13 protein-coding genes and 2 tRNA genes are annotated in these 15,782 nt (G+C 69.8%); 6 read left to right on the top strand and 9 right to left on the bottom strand.

What is annotated here, in order from left to right; all coding sequences use genetic code 11:
• Positions 1 to 135: 135 nt before the first annotated feature.
• Positions 136 to 1,344 (top strand): hypothetical protein, encoded by a 1,209-nt coding sequence (locus ACH427_RS07870; protein WP_398868594.1) that lies wholly within the window; start codon positions 136 to 138, stop codon positions 1,342 to 1,344.
• A gap of 110 nt (positions 1,345 to 1,454) precedes the next feature.
• On the opposite strand, the gene ACH427_RS07865 is transcribed toward ACH427_RS07870, so the two are convergent.
• Complete coding sequence (locus ACH427_RS07865) at positions 1,455 to 4,088, bottom strand: valine--tRNA ligase (protein ID WP_398868531.1); 2,634 nt, start codon at positions 4,086 to 4,088, stop codon at positions 1,455 to 1,457.
• 123 nt (positions 4,089 to 4,211) lie between these two features.
• Between ACH427_RS07865 and ACH427_RS07860 the strand changes: the two genes are divergently transcribed.
• From ACH427_RS07860 to ACH427_RS07850, 3 genes are all read left to right on the top strand, one after another.
• Entirely contained in the window at positions 4,212 to 5,183 is a 972-nt protein-coding gene (locus ACH427_RS07860) for a hypothetical protein (protein ID WP_398868530.1), read from the top strand.
• Between the two features lie 104 nt (positions 5,184 to 5,287).
• On the top strand, positions 5,288 to 6,268 hold the full coding sequence (locus ACH427_RS07855; RefSeq protein WP_398868529.1) for a hypothetical protein: 981 nt from the start codon (positions 5,288 to 5,290) through the stop codon (positions 6,266 to 6,268).
• Positions 6,269 to 6,471: 203 nt separating this feature from the next.
• The gene (locus ACH427_RS07850; protein WP_398868528.1) at positions 6,472 to 7,347 is read left to right on the top strand and encodes a hypothetical protein; all 876 of its coding nucleotides are present in this window, start codon (positions 6,472 to 6,474) and stop codon (positions 7,345 to 7,347) included.
• Between the two features lie 75 nt (positions 7,348 to 7,422).
• Here ACH427_RS07850 and clpX read toward each other — a convergent pair whose 3' ends face one another.
• From clpX to ACH427_RS07825, 5 genes are all read right to left on the bottom strand, one after another.
• Positions 7,423 to 8,712, bottom strand: a complete 1,290-nt coding sequence (gene clpX / locus ACH427_RS07845; protein ID WP_398868527.1) for an ATP-dependent Clp protease ATP-binding subunit ClpX — start codon at positions 8,710 to 8,712, stop codon at positions 7,423 to 7,425.
• A gap of 154 nt (positions 8,713 to 8,866) precedes the next feature.
• The gene (locus ACH427_RS07840; RefSeq protein WP_116211811.1) at positions 8,867 to 9,535 is read right to left on the bottom strand and encodes an ATP-dependent Clp protease proteolytic subunit; all 669 of its coding nucleotides are present in this window, start codon (positions 9,533 to 9,535) and stop codon (positions 8,867 to 8,869) included.
• A 50-nt stretch (positions 9,536 to 9,585) separates the two neighbouring features.
• A complete protein-coding gene (locus ACH427_RS07835; protein ID WP_361533554.1) occupies positions 9,586 to 10,203 on the bottom strand; it encodes an ATP-dependent Clp protease proteolytic subunit in 618 nt (205 codons plus the stop codon).
• Positions 10,204 to 10,494: 291 nt separating this feature from the next.
• Positions 10,495 to 11,865, bottom strand: a complete 1,371-nt coding sequence (tig, locus tag ACH427_RS07830) for a trigger factor (protein ID WP_398868526.1) — start codon at positions 11,863 to 11,865, stop codon at positions 10,495 to 10,497.
• A 132-nt stretch (positions 11,866 to 11,997) separates the two neighbouring features.
• Positions 11,998 to 12,074 (bottom strand) — tRNA-Pro (locus ACH427_RS07825).
• Positions 12,075 to 12,238: 164 nt separating this feature from the next.
• Here ACH427_RS07825 and ACH427_RS07820 point away from each other — a divergent pair.
• Positions 12,239 to 12,309 (top strand) — tRNA-Gly (locus tag ACH427_RS07820).
• Between the two features lie 120 nt (positions 12,310 to 12,429).
• On the opposite strand, the gene ACH427_RS07815 is transcribed toward ACH427_RS07820, so the two are convergent.
• The gene (locus ACH427_RS07815) at positions 12,430 to 12,627 is read right to left on the bottom strand and encodes a hypothetical protein (protein ID WP_361529572.1); all 198 of its coding nucleotides are present in this window, start codon (positions 12,625 to 12,627) and stop codon (positions 12,430 to 12,432) included.
• Between the two features lie 248 nt (positions 12,628 to 12,875).
• On the opposite strand from ACH427_RS07815, the gene ACH427_RS07810 reads away from it, so the two are divergent.
• Entirely contained in the window at positions 12,876 to 13,967 is a 1,092-nt protein-coding gene (locus ACH427_RS07810; protein ID WP_398868525.1) for an acyltransferase family protein, read from the top strand.
• 1 nt (position 13,968) lies between these two features.
• On the opposite strand, the gene ACH427_RS07805 is transcribed toward ACH427_RS07810, so the two are convergent.
• Both ACH427_RS07805 and ACH427_RS07800 read right to left on the bottom strand, forming a co-directional pair.
• Complete coding sequence (locus tag ACH427_RS07805) at positions 13,969 to 14,415, bottom strand: HD domain-containing protein (protein ID WP_398868593.1); 447 nt, start codon at positions 14,413 to 14,415, stop codon at positions 13,969 to 13,971.
• A gap of 107 nt (positions 14,416 to 14,522) precedes the next feature.
• Positions 14,523 to 15,662: a PP2C family protein-serine/threonine phosphatase gene (locus ACH427_RS07800; RefSeq protein ID WP_398868524.1), complete on the bottom strand. Its 1,140-nt coding sequence runs from the start codon at positions 15,660 to 15,662 to the stop codon at positions 14,523 to 14,525.
• Positions 15,663 to 15,782: the final 120 nt, after the last annotated feature.

The raw sequence follows: 15,782 nt of genomic DNA, 5'->3' as shown, positions 1-15,782 counted from the left end.
CACTTGAGGCCCGCGAGACAACCTCCGCCCCTCTTCCGCCATCTGACCGCCGGGGAAAACATTGCCCACATCGCCCGGAGCGGTTCCGGGTGGCGGAACAGGAGCGTCGTGCGGGTACCGGAAGTCAGCACTCGGATGCACTTGCTGCTGCTCACAGCGTGGACCGTGCTGTGGTTCGCCCTGGTGGAGCCGAGCGGCGGGTTCTCCTGGCACTATCTGCGCACGGGCGGCGAGCTCATATACGACGGCGGCAACGGGACCGGTGGGCTCAACCTCTACGCCCACCACCCCGAGCTCCAGATGGGCCCGATCAGCTTCCTGGTGGCGGGCCTGTTCAACCCCTTCTCGGAGCACGCGGGCCAGTTCCTCGCGGCGGCGTTCATGTCCGCCCTGGGACTGGTCATCGTGGTGCTCGCGGGCCGCAGCGCCGCCATGCACTTCCTGGGCACCGGCACCAACCACCAGCGCCTGCGCCGGCGCGTCCTCATCGCGGGCGCCGCGTTCATCCCCATGTGGATCGAGGTCTCGGTCCGCTTCGGGCACCTCGACGACGTGCTCGCGCTGTTCTTCACCGCGCTGGCCGTCTGGTTCCTGACGCGCTGCAACCCCGCCGCCGTCGGCATCTGCCTCGCCCTGGCCCTGGACTCCAAGCCGACCGCGCTGGCCTTCCTGCCGCTGATCCTCGCCCTGCCCAGGGACCGCTGGACGCGCGCGGTGCTGTGGTGCGTGGGCCTGGTGGCCGTCGCCTGGCTGCCGTTCTTCCTGGTGGACCCGCACTCCTTCGCCGCCGCGAAGTTCACGATCCCCAACAACCCGGCGTCCGCGCTGCGCTGGCTCGGTGGCAACACCCCCGAGACCCCCAACTGGGCCCGGCCCGCCCAGGCCGCGCTCGGCCTCACGCTCGGCGCGGTCGCCGTGTGGCGCGGCCGCTGGGCGGGCGTGGTGCTGCTGGGCGCCAACGCCCGTATCCTCCTCGACCCCAGCGTCTACACCTACTACACGGCCTCCGTGCTGCTCGGCACCCTGCTGTGGGACGTCTGCGGGCAGCGGCGCCTGGTGCCCTGGTGGAGCTGGATCGCCCTGATCGTGCTCTACGGCAGCGTCTTCGTCGTCCACGACGACTCGGCACGCGGCCTGATCCGGCTGCTCTTCGTGGCGGTGTCGACCGTCTACGTCCTGTTCTGGCCCCAGCGCAACCGCGGCAGCCACCGGCCGCTCAACCGGGTGGACGAGGAGCCGGTGGAAGGCCCGTGGGGGCCCATGTGGGACCCGGGCCGGTCCCGGCCGTGGGAGGCGAGGACGGTCCCGCCGTCGCCGTGGGACGCCGGGAGAAGCGCCCCGTAAGGGGCGCGGGGCACCGCGCGACCGGCCCTCGCCGGCCGGCAGTCGGAACGCGAGACGAGAGCCGCCGCTGTCGGAGTGACAGCGGCGGCTCTCGTCGTTGCTCGCGGGCGTCAGCCCTGCGGCAGACCGGCCAGCTGGCTGGTGATCCGGGCGATGTCCTCGTCGGCCTTGGCCAGGCGCGTGCGGATCTTGTCCACGACGTTGTCCGGCGCCTTGGCCAGGAACGCCTCGTTCCCGAGCTTGGCGTTGGCCTGGGCCTTCTCCTTCTCCGCCGCCGCCAAGTCCTTCGTCAGGCGCTTGCGCTCCGCCTCGAAGTCGATGACCCCGGACAGGTCGAGGGCGACCGTGGCCCCCGCGACCGGCAGCGTCGCCGTGGCCTGGAAGCCGTCCTCGGCGGGCTGGAGGCGCAGCAGCTGACGGATCGCGGCCTCGTGCGCGGCCAGGGCGGTGCCGCTCAGGCCGAGCTTCGCCGGGACCCGCTGACCGGGCTGGAGGCCCTGGTCGGAGCGGAAGCGGCGGACCTCGGTGATGACCTGCTGGAGGTTCTCGATCTCCCGCTCGGCGCCCGCGTCGCGGAAGCCGCTGTCGGCCGGCCAGTCGGCGATGACGACCGACTCCTTGCCCGTGAGCGTGGTCCACAGCGTCTCGGTGACGAACGGGACCACCGGGTGCAGCAGCCGCAGGGTGACGTCCAGCACCTCGCCGAGGACGCGGGCCGAGACCTTGGCCTGCTCGCCACCGCCCATGAAGGTGGTCTTGGACAGCTCGACGTACCAGTCGAAGACCTCGTCCCACGCGAAGTGGAAGAGGGCGTCCGACAGCTTGGCGAACTGGTAGTCGTCGTAGTACGCGTCGACCTCGGCGACCGTGGCGTTGAGGCGCGAGAGGATCCAGCGGTCCGTCGCCGACAGCTGCTCGACGGGCGGCAGGTCGCCCTCCACCGTCGCGCCGTTCATCATCGCGAAGCGGGTGGCGTTCCAGATCTTGTTCGCGAAGTTGCGCGAGCCCTGGACCCAGTCCTCACCGATCGGCACGTCGACACCGGGGTTGGCGCCGCGGGCCAGGGTGAAGCGGACGGCGTCGGAGCCGTACTTGTCCATCCAGTCCAGCGGGTTGACCGCGTTGCCGAAGGACTTCGACATCTTCTTGCCGAACTGGTCGCGGACCATGCCGTGCAGGGCGATGGTGTGGAACGGCGGGGTGCCGTCCATCGCGTAGAGACCGAACATCATCATCCGGACGACCCAGAAGAAGAGGATGTCGTAGCCGGTGACCAGGACGGAGTTCGGGTAGAACTTCCGGACGCTGTCGGTCTGCTCGGGCCAGCCGAGCGTGGAGAAGGGCCACAGGCCGGAGGAGAACCAGGTGTCCAGGACGTCGGTCTCCTGGTGCCAGCCCTCGCCGGTGGGCGCCTCGTCGTCCGGGCCGACGCAGACCATCTCGCCGTCCGGGCCGTACCAGACGGGGATGCGGTGGCCCCACCACAGCTGGCGCGAGATGCACCAGTCGTGGAGATTGTCGACCCAGCCGAAGTAGCGGGACTCCATCTCCTTGGGGTGGATGGCGACGTCGCCGTCGCGGACGGCCTTGCTGGCGGCCTCGGCCAGCGGGCCGACCTTGACCCACCACTGCATGGACAGCCGCGGCTCGATCGTGGTCTTGCAGCGCGAGCAGTGGCCGACGGAGTGCTCGTACGGCCGCTTCTCGGCGACGACGCGGCCCTCGGCGCGCAGGGCGCCGACGATGGCGCTGCGGGCCTCCAGGCGGTCCAGGCCCTGGAAGGGGCCGGGCACGGTGATGACCGCGCGCTCGTCCATGACGGTGAGCGTCGGCAGGTCGTGCCGGCGGCCGATCTCGAAGTCGTTCGGGTCGTGGGCCGGGGTCACCTTGACGGCGCCGGTGCCGAACTCCGGGTCGACGTGCTCGTCGGCGACGACCGGGATGCTGCGGCCGGTCAGCGGCAGCTCGATCTCGGTGCCGATCAGGTGCTTGTAGCGCTCGTCCTCGGGGTGGACGGCCACGGCGGTGTCACCGAGCATCGTCTCGGCGCGGGTCGTGGCGACCACGATCTCCGCGTCCCCGGAGCCGTAGCGGATCGAGACGAGCTCGCCCTCGTCGTTCTGGTACTCGACCTCGATGTCGGAGATCGCGGTGAGGCAGCGCGGGCACCAGTTGATGATGCGCTCGGCGCGGTAGATCAGCTCGTCGTCGTAGAGCTTCTTGAAGATCGTCTGGACGGCCTTGGAGAGGCCCTCGTCCATGGTGAAGCGCTCGCGGGACCAGGCCACGCCGTCACCCAGACGGCGCATCTGGCCGGAGATCTGCCCGCCGGACTCGGCCTTCCACTGCCAGACGCGCTCGACGAACGCCTCACGGCCGAGGTCGTGGCGGGACTTGCCCTCCTTGGCCAGCTCGCGCTCGACGACGTTCTGCGTGGCGATGCCGGCGTGGTCCATGCCGGGCTGCCACAGCACCTCGTAGCCCTGCATCCGCTTACGGCGGGTCAGGGCGTCGATCAGCGTGTGCTCGAAGGCGTGGCCCAGGTGGAGCGAACCGGTGACGTTCGGCGGCGGGATGACGATCGTGTACGGCTCTTTGTCGCTCTTCGCGTCCGCCTCGAAGTAGCCCCGCTCTACCCAGCGCTCGTACAGCGGCCCCTCTACGTCGGCCGGCGCGTACTGGGTCGGCAGTTCGGGGGTGCTGTCGTTCGGCCCGCTGTCGGGGCGCTGAGTGTTCTCGGTCACGGGAGGAGTCTACGGGGGCGTGTGCGGGGGTTACGAATCCATTCAGGGCCCCGGAGCCGGGCCAGGCGGCACCGTCGGAAAGGATGGCGTGGAACCGATCTTCCGCGACACGCAAAGGCGACGATGAGCGAGCACCGGCCCGGTCCGTACGGGATGCCGCCGCAGCAACCGAACCCCTACGCCCAGGGCGGCGCCCCCGGCTTCCCGCCGCCACCGCCGGTCGCGCCGCCGACCGCACCGCCCGCCGCGCCGTACGGGGCCCCGTACGGGGCGCCGCCACAGCAGCCGGGCGGCTGGGGGCCGCCGCCCGGCCAGTACCCGCCGCCGGTGCCCCCGCAGGGCGGCGGCAGGGGCAAGGCGATCGGCATCGCGATCGGCGCGCTGGTCGTGGTCGGCGCGATCGTGGGCGGCATCGTCCTTTTCACCGGGAACGGCAAGAGCGGCGGCAGCGGCGCCAAGGCCGGTGCCAGTGCCTCGCCCGGCACCCCGGAGACCAGCGCCTCGCCGAGCGCCACCGCGACGGCGCGGGCGCGCTACAAGCTCACCGCGCCCGACACGCTCGCGGACGATTACAAGAAGGACACCAGCGACCCCGGGACCGGCTTCGACGCCAAGGCCCTCGGCGAGCTCAAGGACTTCGGCATGGCCGACCCGCAGAGCGTCAACGGCAACTACACGTCCGGTACGGACAAGCGCGCGCAGAAGATCCTGCGCTTCGCCGGCGCCTGGGGCACCTCCGTGCGCGGCCCCGAGGCACTGGTGGACGGCCTGTTCAAGAGCGCGCGGGACGGGGCCGCGAAGGAGACCGACCCCGACTCGAAGATCGAATTCGAGGGCAGCCCACGGCGGATGACTCCGGACGGGCTCGGCGACGACGCCGTGATGAAGTGCCAGATGACCAAGCAGAGTCTCGGTCCGACGACCACCAGGAGCCTCAGGATGCCGCTGTGCGTCTGGGCCGACAGCTCCACCGTCGGCACGGTGTTCGCCCTGGACACCTCGCTGATGGTGCGGGGCCAGGAGCTCAGCCTCGACTCGGCGGCCGGCCGGGTCGCGACGTTCCGCGAGCGCGTGCGGGTACCGGCGCAGAGCTGACGGGGCGACTGTTCCCGAACTGTTGCCGCCCCGCGGTAAAGCTCGCGTAAGTCGTCGGGGAGGATGGCGGGCCTGTCACGAGCCACGGATCGAAACGAGACACGATGAGCTACAACCAGCCGGGCCCCTACGGCGCTCCCCAGCAGCCCCAGCAGCCAGGGCCGTACGGCCCGGGCGGAGCCGCGGGCCAGCCCGGTTACGGTTACCCGCAGCAGCCCCCCGCCCCGGCCTACGGCCAGCCCCCACAGCCAGGCCCCTACGGCCAGCAGCCGCCGGCCGCCCCGCCGTACGGCGCGCCGCAGCAGGGCGGTTGGGGCCAGCCCCAGCCGGGCCCGTACGGCGGGCAGCCGCAGCCCGGCATGCCGGGCCAGTACCCCCCGCCGGTCCCGCCGCAGAGCGGTGGCGGCAAGGGCAAGGCGATCGGCATCACGATCGGCGCGCTGGTCGTGGTCGGCGCGATCGTGGGCGGCGTCCTCTTCTTCAAGAACGGCGGCGGGGGCGGCGGGAAGGTGGCGCCCTACACCCTGGTGATGCCGGATTCGCTGCTGGACGGGAAGTTCAACAAGCAGCAGTCCTCGACCAGTGCCGCTACTAAAGACCTTGCCAACGACAGCGAGCTCAAGGCGATGGGCATCACGAACGGCACCGGTGTCGGCGCGTCCTACAAGAACGCCCAGCAGCAGGGCCTGGCCGTGAAGGGCGTCTACGGCGACGTGTCCGACCCCGGCAAGGCGGTGGACGCGATCTTCGCCAAGCTGGACCAGAAGTCCACAACGGCCGGAGCCAAGATCGAGGTCGTCACGCCCGTCACCGAGTTCCACCCGAGCGGCTTCGACGGCGCGGTGATCAAGTGCGAGTCGAAGAAGGCCACCGTGACCATGGGGTCCCTCACGTCCAGCGCCGAAGGCTCGACGTGCGTCTGGGGTGACTCCAGCGCGGTGACAGCCGTCTCGCACTCGGTCGCCAAGACCACCGGCGGCATCACCGGCGGCGCCACCACCTCCGCCACGGGCAACGCGATGTCGGCACAGGAGCTGTCCGAAGCGGTGGTCAAGATCCGCAACGAGGTCCGCAAGAACAAGTAGCACCCCGGGGCGAGCGCCGCAGCCGAGCCCGTACGTCCAGCGGGGGCCGTACGGGCGGCCCAGCGGTCGAAACGGCTTCGATCCCCCCGGTCCCCTATGGGATCCTGAACGCTCCGCCGGCGTGGCCCGCGAGGGGCCCGCCCGGGGTTCCCTCTCCCAGGGCGTGTCCGGCCGCCTGAGCGCATTCCTGAGGGGGAACCTAGATGAGCCACGCCCAGCCCGGCCCGTACGGCGGCCCGCCGCCCCAGCAGCCGCCCACTCCGTACGGCCAGGGCGCTCCGCAGCCGGGCTACGGCTATCCGCAGCAGGCGCCGTACGGGCAGCAGCAGCCTCCGTACGGACAGCCCGGCCCGTACGGCCGGCCGGGGCCCTACGGGCAGCAGCCCTACCCCGGGATGCCCGCGCCGTACCCGCCGCCGATACCCCCGCAGCGTGGCGGCAAGGGCAAGGTCATCGGGATCGCGGTCGCCGCGCTCGTCGTGGTCGGGGCCATCATCGGCGGGATCACCGTGCTGATGAAGGACCACAGCGGCTCCTCCGTCGCGGACGACGGCAAGCGCTACAAGCTGACGGCACCGGACACGGTCCTCACCGAGTACAAAAAGGACCCCGATTTCCGTGACCAGGGCTTCTTCGACACCCCGGAGGCACGGCGCGATCTCCGCATCATGGGCGTGAGGAATCCGGAGTCCAATTCGGCCGAGTACAGGGCCGGGAATGTCTCCGAGCGGAAGTTGCTGCGGTTCATCGGCATCTGGGGCGGCATCAAGAAGCCCGAGAACTTCGTGGACGCCATGTTCAGGAGCATGGCGAAGTCCGTGACCGCCACCAAGGTGGAGGGAACCCCGCAGGCCGTCACGCCGCCCGGCTTCGACGGCGCGATGAAGTGCCAGTACACGCACCCCGGCGACAGCAGCATCGTCGTCCCCCTGTGCATCTGGGCGGACCACAGCACGGCCGGCGTGGTCTATGTGGGCGACAGGAAGCGTTCCGGCCCAGGCGCCAAGCTCCCGTTCGACGAGGCCGCCGGGATCACGGCCAAGCTGCGCACGGAGATCCGCGTGGAGATCAAGAAGTAGCGGGTCCGCGCACGACGAAGGGGGGCACCCGGCCGGTAAGCCGGGTGCCCCCCTTCGTCAGTCTTCAGCCGAGAACTACGCGCTCTTCTCGTGCCGTTCGTCCTTGCCGACGATCCGCGGCTCGCGCGGGACCAGGGTCGGGTTGACGTTGGAGTGGACGACGTCCTCGGTGATGACGACGCGGGCCACGTCCTTGCGGGACGGGACCTCGTACATCACGGACATCAGGACCTCTTCCATGATGGCCCGCAGACCGCGCGCGCCGGTACCGCGCAGGATCGCCTGGTCGGCGATCGCCTCCAGGGCGGGGCGGTCGAACTCCAGCTCCACACCGTCGAGTTCAAAGAGCCGTTGATACTGCTTCACCAGGGCGTTGCGCGGCTCGACCAGGATCTGGAGGAGCGCCTCGCGGTCGAGGTTGTGGACGCTGGTGATCACGGGGAGGCGGCCGATGAATTCGGGGATCATGCCGAACTTCACCAGGTCCTCGGGCATGACCTCCTGGAACTGGTCGCTCGCCTCGATCTCCCGCTTGGAGCGGATCGTCGCCCCGAAGCCGATGCCCTTGGCGCCCGCTCGCGACTCGATGATCTTCTCCAGGCCGGAGAAGGCGCCGCCCACGATGAAGAGGACGTTCGTCGTGTCGATCTGGATGAATTCCTGGTGCGGGTGCTTGCGGCCGCCCTGCGGGGGGACGGAGGCCGTGGTGCCTTCCAGGATCTTCAGCAGGGCCTGCTGGACGCCCTCGCCCGACACATCCCGTGTGATCGACGGATTTTCACTCTTCCGGGCGACCTTGTCGATCTCGTCGATGTAGATGATGCCGGTCTCGGCCTTCTTGACGTCGTAGTCCGCGGCCTGGATCAGCTTCAGCAGGATGTTCTCGACGTCCTCACCGACGTAACCGGCCTCCGTCAGCGCCGTGGCGTCGGCGATCGCGAAGGGGACGTTCAGCATGCGGGCGAGCGTCTGCGCGAGGAGGGTCTTGCCCGAGCCCGTGGGGCCCAGGAGCAGGATGTTGGACTTCGCGAGCTCGATGCCGTCGTCGCGGCCGTGGCCGCCGCTCTCACCGGCCTGCACGCGCTTGTAGTGGTTGTAGACCGCGACGGAGAGGGCCTTCTTGGCCGCCTCCTGGCCCACCACATAGCCCTCGAGGAACTCATAGATCTCGCGGGGCTTGGGGAGCTCCTCCCACCGCACCTCGGAGGTCTCCGCCAGCTCTTCCTCGATGATCTCGTTGCAGAGGTCGATGCACTCGTCGCAGATGTACACACCAGGCCCCGCGATGAGCTTCTTCACCTGCTTCTGGCTCTTCCCGCAGAACGAGCACTTGAGCAGATCGCCGCCGTCACCGATGCGTGCCACGAGGTGCTTCCCCTTCGCCTGGGATCCGCCTTGCTCTGCGAACCCGGGTGCTTGCCTATCGACGGTACCTTGCCGGGCCCCCCGTGCGGGCCCCCCTTGGCCCTACTCGGTCCAAGGGGGTTGCCGGCGGCACATGTGGCCGGACCGAAAACGGTCAGGCCGAAACGGACGTCTTGCGCGTCGAGACGATCTGGTCCACCAGGCCGTACGCGAGCAGCTCGTCGGCGGTGAGGATCTTGTCGCGCTCGATGTCCTCGCGGATCTTCTCGATCGGCGTGGTGGAGTGCTTGGCCAGCATGTCCTCCAGCTGCGCCCGCATCCGGAGGATCTCGTTGGCGGCGATCTCCAGGTCGGAGACCTGACCGCGGCCGGTCTCGCTGTACGGCTGGTGGATCAGGACGCGGGCGTTCGGCAGCGCCATGCGCTTGCCCGGCGTGCCGGCGGCGAGCAGCACGGCGGCGGCGGAGGCCGCCTGGCCCATGCAGACCGTCTGGATGTCCGGCTTCACGAACTGCATCGTGTCGTAGATCGCGGTCAGCGCCGTGAAGGAGCCGCCCGGCGAGTTGATGTAGATCGAGATGTCGCGGTCCGGGTCCATCGACTCCAGGCACAGCAGCTGCGCCATGACGTCGTTGGCCGAGGCGTCGTCGATCTGCACGCCGAGGAAGATCACACGCTCCTCGAAGAGCTTCGCGTACGGGTCGTACTCGCGCACGCCCTGCGAGGTGCGCTCGACGAAGCGCGGGACGATGTAACGGGAGTCGGCCTGGGGGCCAGTGTAGAGGCCGCTGCCGGCGTTGTTGTTCATCTGCGTGTTCACCATCCTGGTGGCGTTCTGAGGGCGAGGGGTTCTGCTGCGTGGACGCGCCGGGATCAGGCCCCGGTGCCGCCCCCGCCCGGAACGCCCGCGGCGGATCCCATGACCTCGTCGATGAGGCCGTACTCCTTGGCCTCGTCGGCGGAGAACCAGCGGTCGCGGTCGGAGTCGTGAGTGATCTGCTCGACGGACTGACCGGTGTGGTGAGCGGTGAGCTCTGCCATCCGCTTCTTGGTGTAGAGCAGCCGCTCGGCGTGGATCTTGATGTCCGTGGCGGAGCCCGCCAGGCCCGCGGAGGGCTGGTGGATCAGGATCTCGGCGTTGGGCAGCGCGAAGCGCTTGCCCGGGGTGCCGGCGCTCAGCAGGAACTGCCCCATCGAGGCGGCGAGGCCCATGGCGATGGTGACCACGTCGTTCTTGATGTACTGCATGGTGTCGTAGATCGCCATGCCGGCCGTGATCGAGCCGCCGGGGCTGTTGATGTAGAGGTAGATGTCCTTGTCCGGGTCCGCGGCAAGGAGGAGCAGCTGCGCCGTGATCTTGTTGGCGATGTCATCGTCGACCGGCTGGCCGAGGAAGATGATTCGTTCCCCGAGCAGTCGGTTGTAGACCTGGTCGCCGAGGCCACCGAAGCTCGGCTCGCCGGCGGCGGCGGAAGGCATCAGATTCGTCACGTATCCACCTGCTCGTTTGTTCGACGGCCCCGCGAGCCGTCTCAGCGTCTTCTTCAAGGGGTGAGGTCGGGCGCGCCATCCGGGCTTCCGCGTCGCGCTTCCGGGACTCCCCTGCCCCCGTATCTACGGACCCTAACGCGCTGGTAGGCGGTGGCCATCCCGCATCAGGAACTGTTCGCTCTGAGCGCAGGTTCCCCGGGGTCCACAGGAGCGCGGCGGGCCCGGCCCCGGCACCCAGGGAGGGTGCCGGGGCCGGGCCCGTGCTCCGTATCGCTACGAGGGGGGCGAGGCTCAGGCCTCGGTGCCCTCGACGACCTCGGTGGCGGCCTCGACCGTCTCGGCGGTCTCGTCCTCGTCGTCCAGGTCGACGACCTCGCCGTTGCTGTCCTTGACCGTGGCGGCCTCGACGACGGCCGCGAGGGCCTTGCCGCGGGCGACCTCGCCGACGAGCATCGGCACCTGGCCACCCTCGACGACGGCCTGGGCGAACTGGTCGGGGCTCATGCCGGAGGACTGGGCACGGCGCATGAGGTGCTCGGTGAGCTCCTCCTGGCCGACCGACAGCTTCTCCTTGTTGACGATCTCGTCCAGGATGAACTGGGTCTTGATGCCCTTCTCGGCCTGCTCCTTGAGCTCGGCGTCGAACTCCTCGGCGGACTTGCCCTGGATCTCCAGGTACTTCGCCAGGTCCAGGCCCATCTGGCCGAGCTGGTGGTGCTCGAGGTTGTGCTTACGGGTGTTGACCTCGTCCTCGAGCAGCTTCTCCGGCATCGGGACCTCGACCAGCTTGATCAGCTCGTCGAGGACCTTCTCCTGGGCCTGCGTGGCCTGGTCGAACTTCTTCATCCGGGCCAGGCGCTTGGTGCTGTCGGCGCGCAGCTCCTCCAGCGTGTCGAACTCGCTCGCCAGCTGGGCGAACTCGTCGTCCAGCGCGGGCAGTTCGCGGGCCTTGACGGCGGTGACGACGACCTTGACCTCGGCCTCCTTGCCCTCGGCGGAACCGCCCTTGAGCTCGGAGGTGAAGGTGGCGGTGCCGCCGGCCTCGAGACCGGTCACGGCCTCGTCGATGCCGTCGAGCAGCTGGCCGGAGCCGATGGTGTAGTCGATGCCCTCGGCGACACCGTCCTCCAGCACCTCGCCGTCGACCTTGGCCTCCAGGTCGACGGTGACGATGTCACCCTCGGCGGCGGCGCGCTCGACCGGGGAGGTGGTGGCGAAGCGGTCGCGCAGCTGCTCGACCGACTTCTCGACGTCCTCGTCGGAAACCTCGACGGCGTCGACGGTGACCTCGATGCCGGAGTAGTCCGGGATCTCCAGGGTCGGGCGGACGTCGACCTCGGCGGTGAAGGAGAGCAGCTCGCCGTCCTTCAGCTCCTTGATGTCGACCTCGGGCTGGCCCAGCGGGTTGAGGTCGGCCTCGTTGACCGCCTCGGTGTAGAACTTCGGAAGCGCGTCGTTGACGGCCTCCTCCAGCACCGCACCGCGGCCGAACCGCTGGTCGATGACACGGGCGGGGATCTTGCCCTGACGGAAGCCCTTCACCGTGACCTGCTGGTTGATCTTCTTGTACGCCGCGTCGAGGCTGGCCTTGAGCTCCTCGAAGGGCACCTCAACAGTGAGCCGAACCCGAGTCGGGTTCAGGGTCTCCACGGCGCTCTTCACGGTTCGGTCTCCTTGGGGCTGACTTCTTGGATTCTGCTGATGTCCAGCGGATCGCGCCCGGTACAGAGACACACGGGCACGCAGCTTGCATAGTAACCGCAAGCAGTACGGGCCCCACAATGTGATCTTGATTGGTCGGGGTGGCCGGATTCGAACCGACGACCTTCCGCTCCCAAAGCGGACGCGCTACCAAGCTGCGCCACACCCCGTCGGTGCGACACGTAGGGTACATGCCCGCGGGGGTTCCGGCTGCCGATTAACAGGCGGAAGAAGAGGCGGGGGGCCGACGGCACCCCGGGGTGTGCGGCCGGGCGTCCGGACCCGCTACGATGCACAACGTGCCGCGCGGCCCTCCGTGGGAATCGCGGCGCGCGCGGGCGTAGCTCAATGGTAGAGCCCCAGTCTTCCAAACTGGCTACGCGGGTTCGATTCCCGTCGCCCGCTCCGATACGCCTCCGGCTCCGGCCGGAGGCGTTTTTCGTGCGTACCCCCTGCGCGTTCCTGGCGTTCCTGTGCGGGGCGTCCCCATGCGCGGGACCGAGCGGATCCGGCCATGGGCGGCGGTCAGAACTTGATGCCGTTTATGGTCTGGGCCAGCGAGTCCAGGAAGCGCTGGATGGACGGCGCCATGCCGGTGGAGGCGAGGAAGAAGCCGAAGAGGATCGCGATGATCGCCGGGCCGCCCTTGATATGCCCCGCGCGCATCATCACCACCAGCACGATCGCCAGTAGCAGCACGCCTGACAGCGAAATGGTGGTCATAGCTGATCACACCCTCGGTCGGAATCACCCGGCCTGCCCGGAAGTCCTCGCAGACCCCTCACGACCACCATCGTGCCATCAACTGGCCTGCTGTTGGGGGCCAGTGACGTTTCATCGGTGGATCGTCCAGAAAGCTGCGTGGAGAGGATATCGGCCGACTTGCCGGACAGCGTGCCGGTTCGGGGTGAATAGCTCAATAGATGGAACGGGGTTTTACCGGTCCCGATTGCGCCGCTAGGGTGCCTCGGATGTCCCCCGCCGTCACTCCGCCGTCCCCCTCGGCGGCCTCGATCCCGTCGAGTGCCCCGCAGTCCGCGCCGGTGGCGCCCGTTCCGGCGCAGCGCGACCCTTTCTTCGACAATGCGAAGTACCTGGCGATCGTCCTGGTCGCCCTGGGCCACGCGTGGGAGCCGCTCACCCACGGTGGGCGCGCCGCGATGGCGCTGTATCTGACCGTCTACGCCTTTCACATGCCGGCCTTCATCGTCATATCCGGCTATTTCTCGCGTGGCTTCGACATGAGTCCGGCGAAGATCAAGCGGCTGATAACCGGCGTGGCCGTGCCGTATGTGATCTTCCAGGTCGCCTACGTCTACTTCCAGCACTGGATGGACCACGGCTCCCCGCCGGATCCCCTCTCGCTGCTGAACCCGTGGTACCTCAACTGGTTCCTGGCCGCGCTCTTCATCTGGCGGCTGACCACGCCGATCTGGAAGCTGATCCGCCGGCCGGTCCCTGTGGCGTTCACGATCGCGACGCTGGCCGCGCTCTCCCCCGAGATCGGCAGTGACTTCGATCTTCAGCGCGTGTTGCAGTTCCTGCCGTTCTTCGTGATCGGGCTGCACATGAAGGCCGAGCACTTCCAGCTGGTGCGGCGTCGCTGGGTGCGGATCGCGGCGATCCCAGTGTTCGCGGGTGCGATCGCCTTCGCGTACTGGGCGGCGCCGCGGATGAACAGCACATGGTTCTACCACAACGCCGCCGTCCAGGACCTGCACGCGCCGCTGTGGTCCGCGCCCGCGATGACGCTGGCGATGTCCGGCTGCGCGGCGGTGCTGACCGCCTGCTTCCTCGCCTGGGTCCCGAGCCGCACGGTGTGGTTCACGGCGCTGGGCGCGGGGACGCTGTACGGCTATCTGCTGCACGGCTTCCTGATCAAGCTGTCCCGCTGGCAGGAGTGGTACGACGCCTACGCCTGGGTGCGCCGGCCCGTCGGCGAGGTCGTGGTGACCCTGATCGCGATCGTGGTGATGACGGCGCTGTGCACCCCGCCGGTGCGGCGGGTGTTCCGCTTCGCGATGGAGCCGAGGATGGAGTGGGCCTTCCGCAAGCAGCGGTGAGTCACCCGGTGGGCGCGTCCAGGCCGAGGAGGGCGCGCATCCGGGCGTACTTCACCCGGAGCCGCTCGCGGGTGACGGCGTCGAGCGCCGCGGCCCGCCCGGGGTCGGAGTTGTGGGCCAGGTCCGCCTCCTTGACCAGCAGCGCGCCAGGTGTCGCCAGGACGCGGGCCGCGTACGCCTCCGGTGTCTCACCGGCCCGCTTGGTCACCGCCAGCACGATGTCCTTGGTCCGCTGCGACAGGTCGGCCGCCGCCAGCCACTCCTCGGTGACGGCCCCGTCCTCGACTGCGTCGTGCAGCCAGGCGGCGGCGATCTGTTCGTCATCGCCGCCGCGGTTCCGTACGCCTTCCGCGACGGCGGCCAGGTGCTCGGCGTACGGGCGGCCCGCCTTGTCGGTCCGGGTGGCGTGGGCGTGCCGGGCGCAAGCCTCGACGGCGTCCAGGGGCATGGGGGGCATGTCGTCTCCGTGAGTCGTGTGGGTGGGCTGTCCTCGCACCGCGGTCGCGCGGTTCCCCGCGCCCCTCACCGGAGCGCCCTCCGCGCCCTCCGCCGCCCTCACGTGCGGCAGATCAGCAGCAGCGCGCGGTCGTCGTTGACGTCCTTCGCCACCGCTTCGATCAAGTGCCAGGCGGCGCCCTGGAAGCCCGCGGACACATAGCGGTCCGCCTCGCCCGTGAGGCGGTCCATGCCCTCGGTCAGGTCGCGGTCGGCGGTCTCGACCAGGCCGTCGGTGAAGAGCATCAGCACGTCCCCGGGGGACAGTGTGCCCTTTATCGGGTCGAACTGGGCGCCGTCGTAGACCCCGAGGAGCGGCCCCTCCGCGGCCTTCTCCTCCCAGCGGCCGGTGCCCGCGCTGAGCTGGAGGCCCGGCAGGTGTCCGGCGGAGAACATCTCGTAGTCCCCGCTGTCCAGGTCCAGGACGAGATGGACGGAGGTGGCGAAGCCCTCGTCCCAGTCCTGCCGCAGCAGATAGCCGTTGGCGGCGGGCAGGAAGGCGTGCGGCGGCAGCGAGCCCAGCAGCCCGCCGAAGGCGCCGGAGAGCAGGAGGGCGCGCGAGGCGGCGTCCATGCCCTTGCCGGAGACGTCGGTCAGCACGATCTCCAGCGTGCGGCCGCCGTTGGTGCGGGCGGCGACCACGAAGTCGCCGGAGAAGGACTGGCCGCCCGCGGGGCGCAGGGCCATCTCCCGGTGCCAGCCGCGCGGCAGCTTGGGGAGCTTGCTCTGGACGCGGATGCGCTCGCGGAGGTCGAACAGCATGGTGCCCCCGCGCCGCCAGGGCACGCCGACGCGGCTGCGGAACTGCGCGATGAGCAGCCCGAGGAAGCCCACCGCGGCGACGACGAGGATCGTGCCCGGGGTGACCCGGCCGCCCCCGCTGTGCACGCCCCGGTCCAGGGCGTAGGACTCCACGATCAGCGCGACGGCGGACGCCGCGTAGAGGGCCAGCAGGCTGGCCGGGCGCAGCAGGAGGCCGCCCGCCACGATGGGCAGGACGAGCGCGGAGGGGGCGCACCACTCGGGCAGCGCGATGGTGCCGCCGGCGAGCGCGGGGACGGCGAGGAGGAGGGCGGCCAGGGCAATCCAGTCGGAGCCGTCGCCGCGGAAGTAGTCCACCCCGGCTTTGCGCATGGCCGTGCGGGCCCGGTGCATGGCTTTGCGCATCCGGGCCGTCGGAGTCTCCGCACCGCCAGTCATTGCATCGTGACCTTATCCACCCATTCGGCGGTGCGTCGACTCACGCCGCGCCGACGCGGCCGACCGCGGCGGACCCGCGACGAGCTGGGAGAAGCCGTGGGACCGCACCATGTCGCACGG

Source organism: Streptomyces sp. NPDC020379, from assembly GCF_044387105.1.
In the GTDB taxonomy this organism is placed as follows: domain Bacteria; phylum Actinomycetota; class Actinomycetes; order Streptomycetales; family Streptomycetaceae; genus Streptomyces.
Note: the sequence above shows the minus strand (reverse complement) of the source record. Positions and strands in the feature narration are given on the sequence as shown.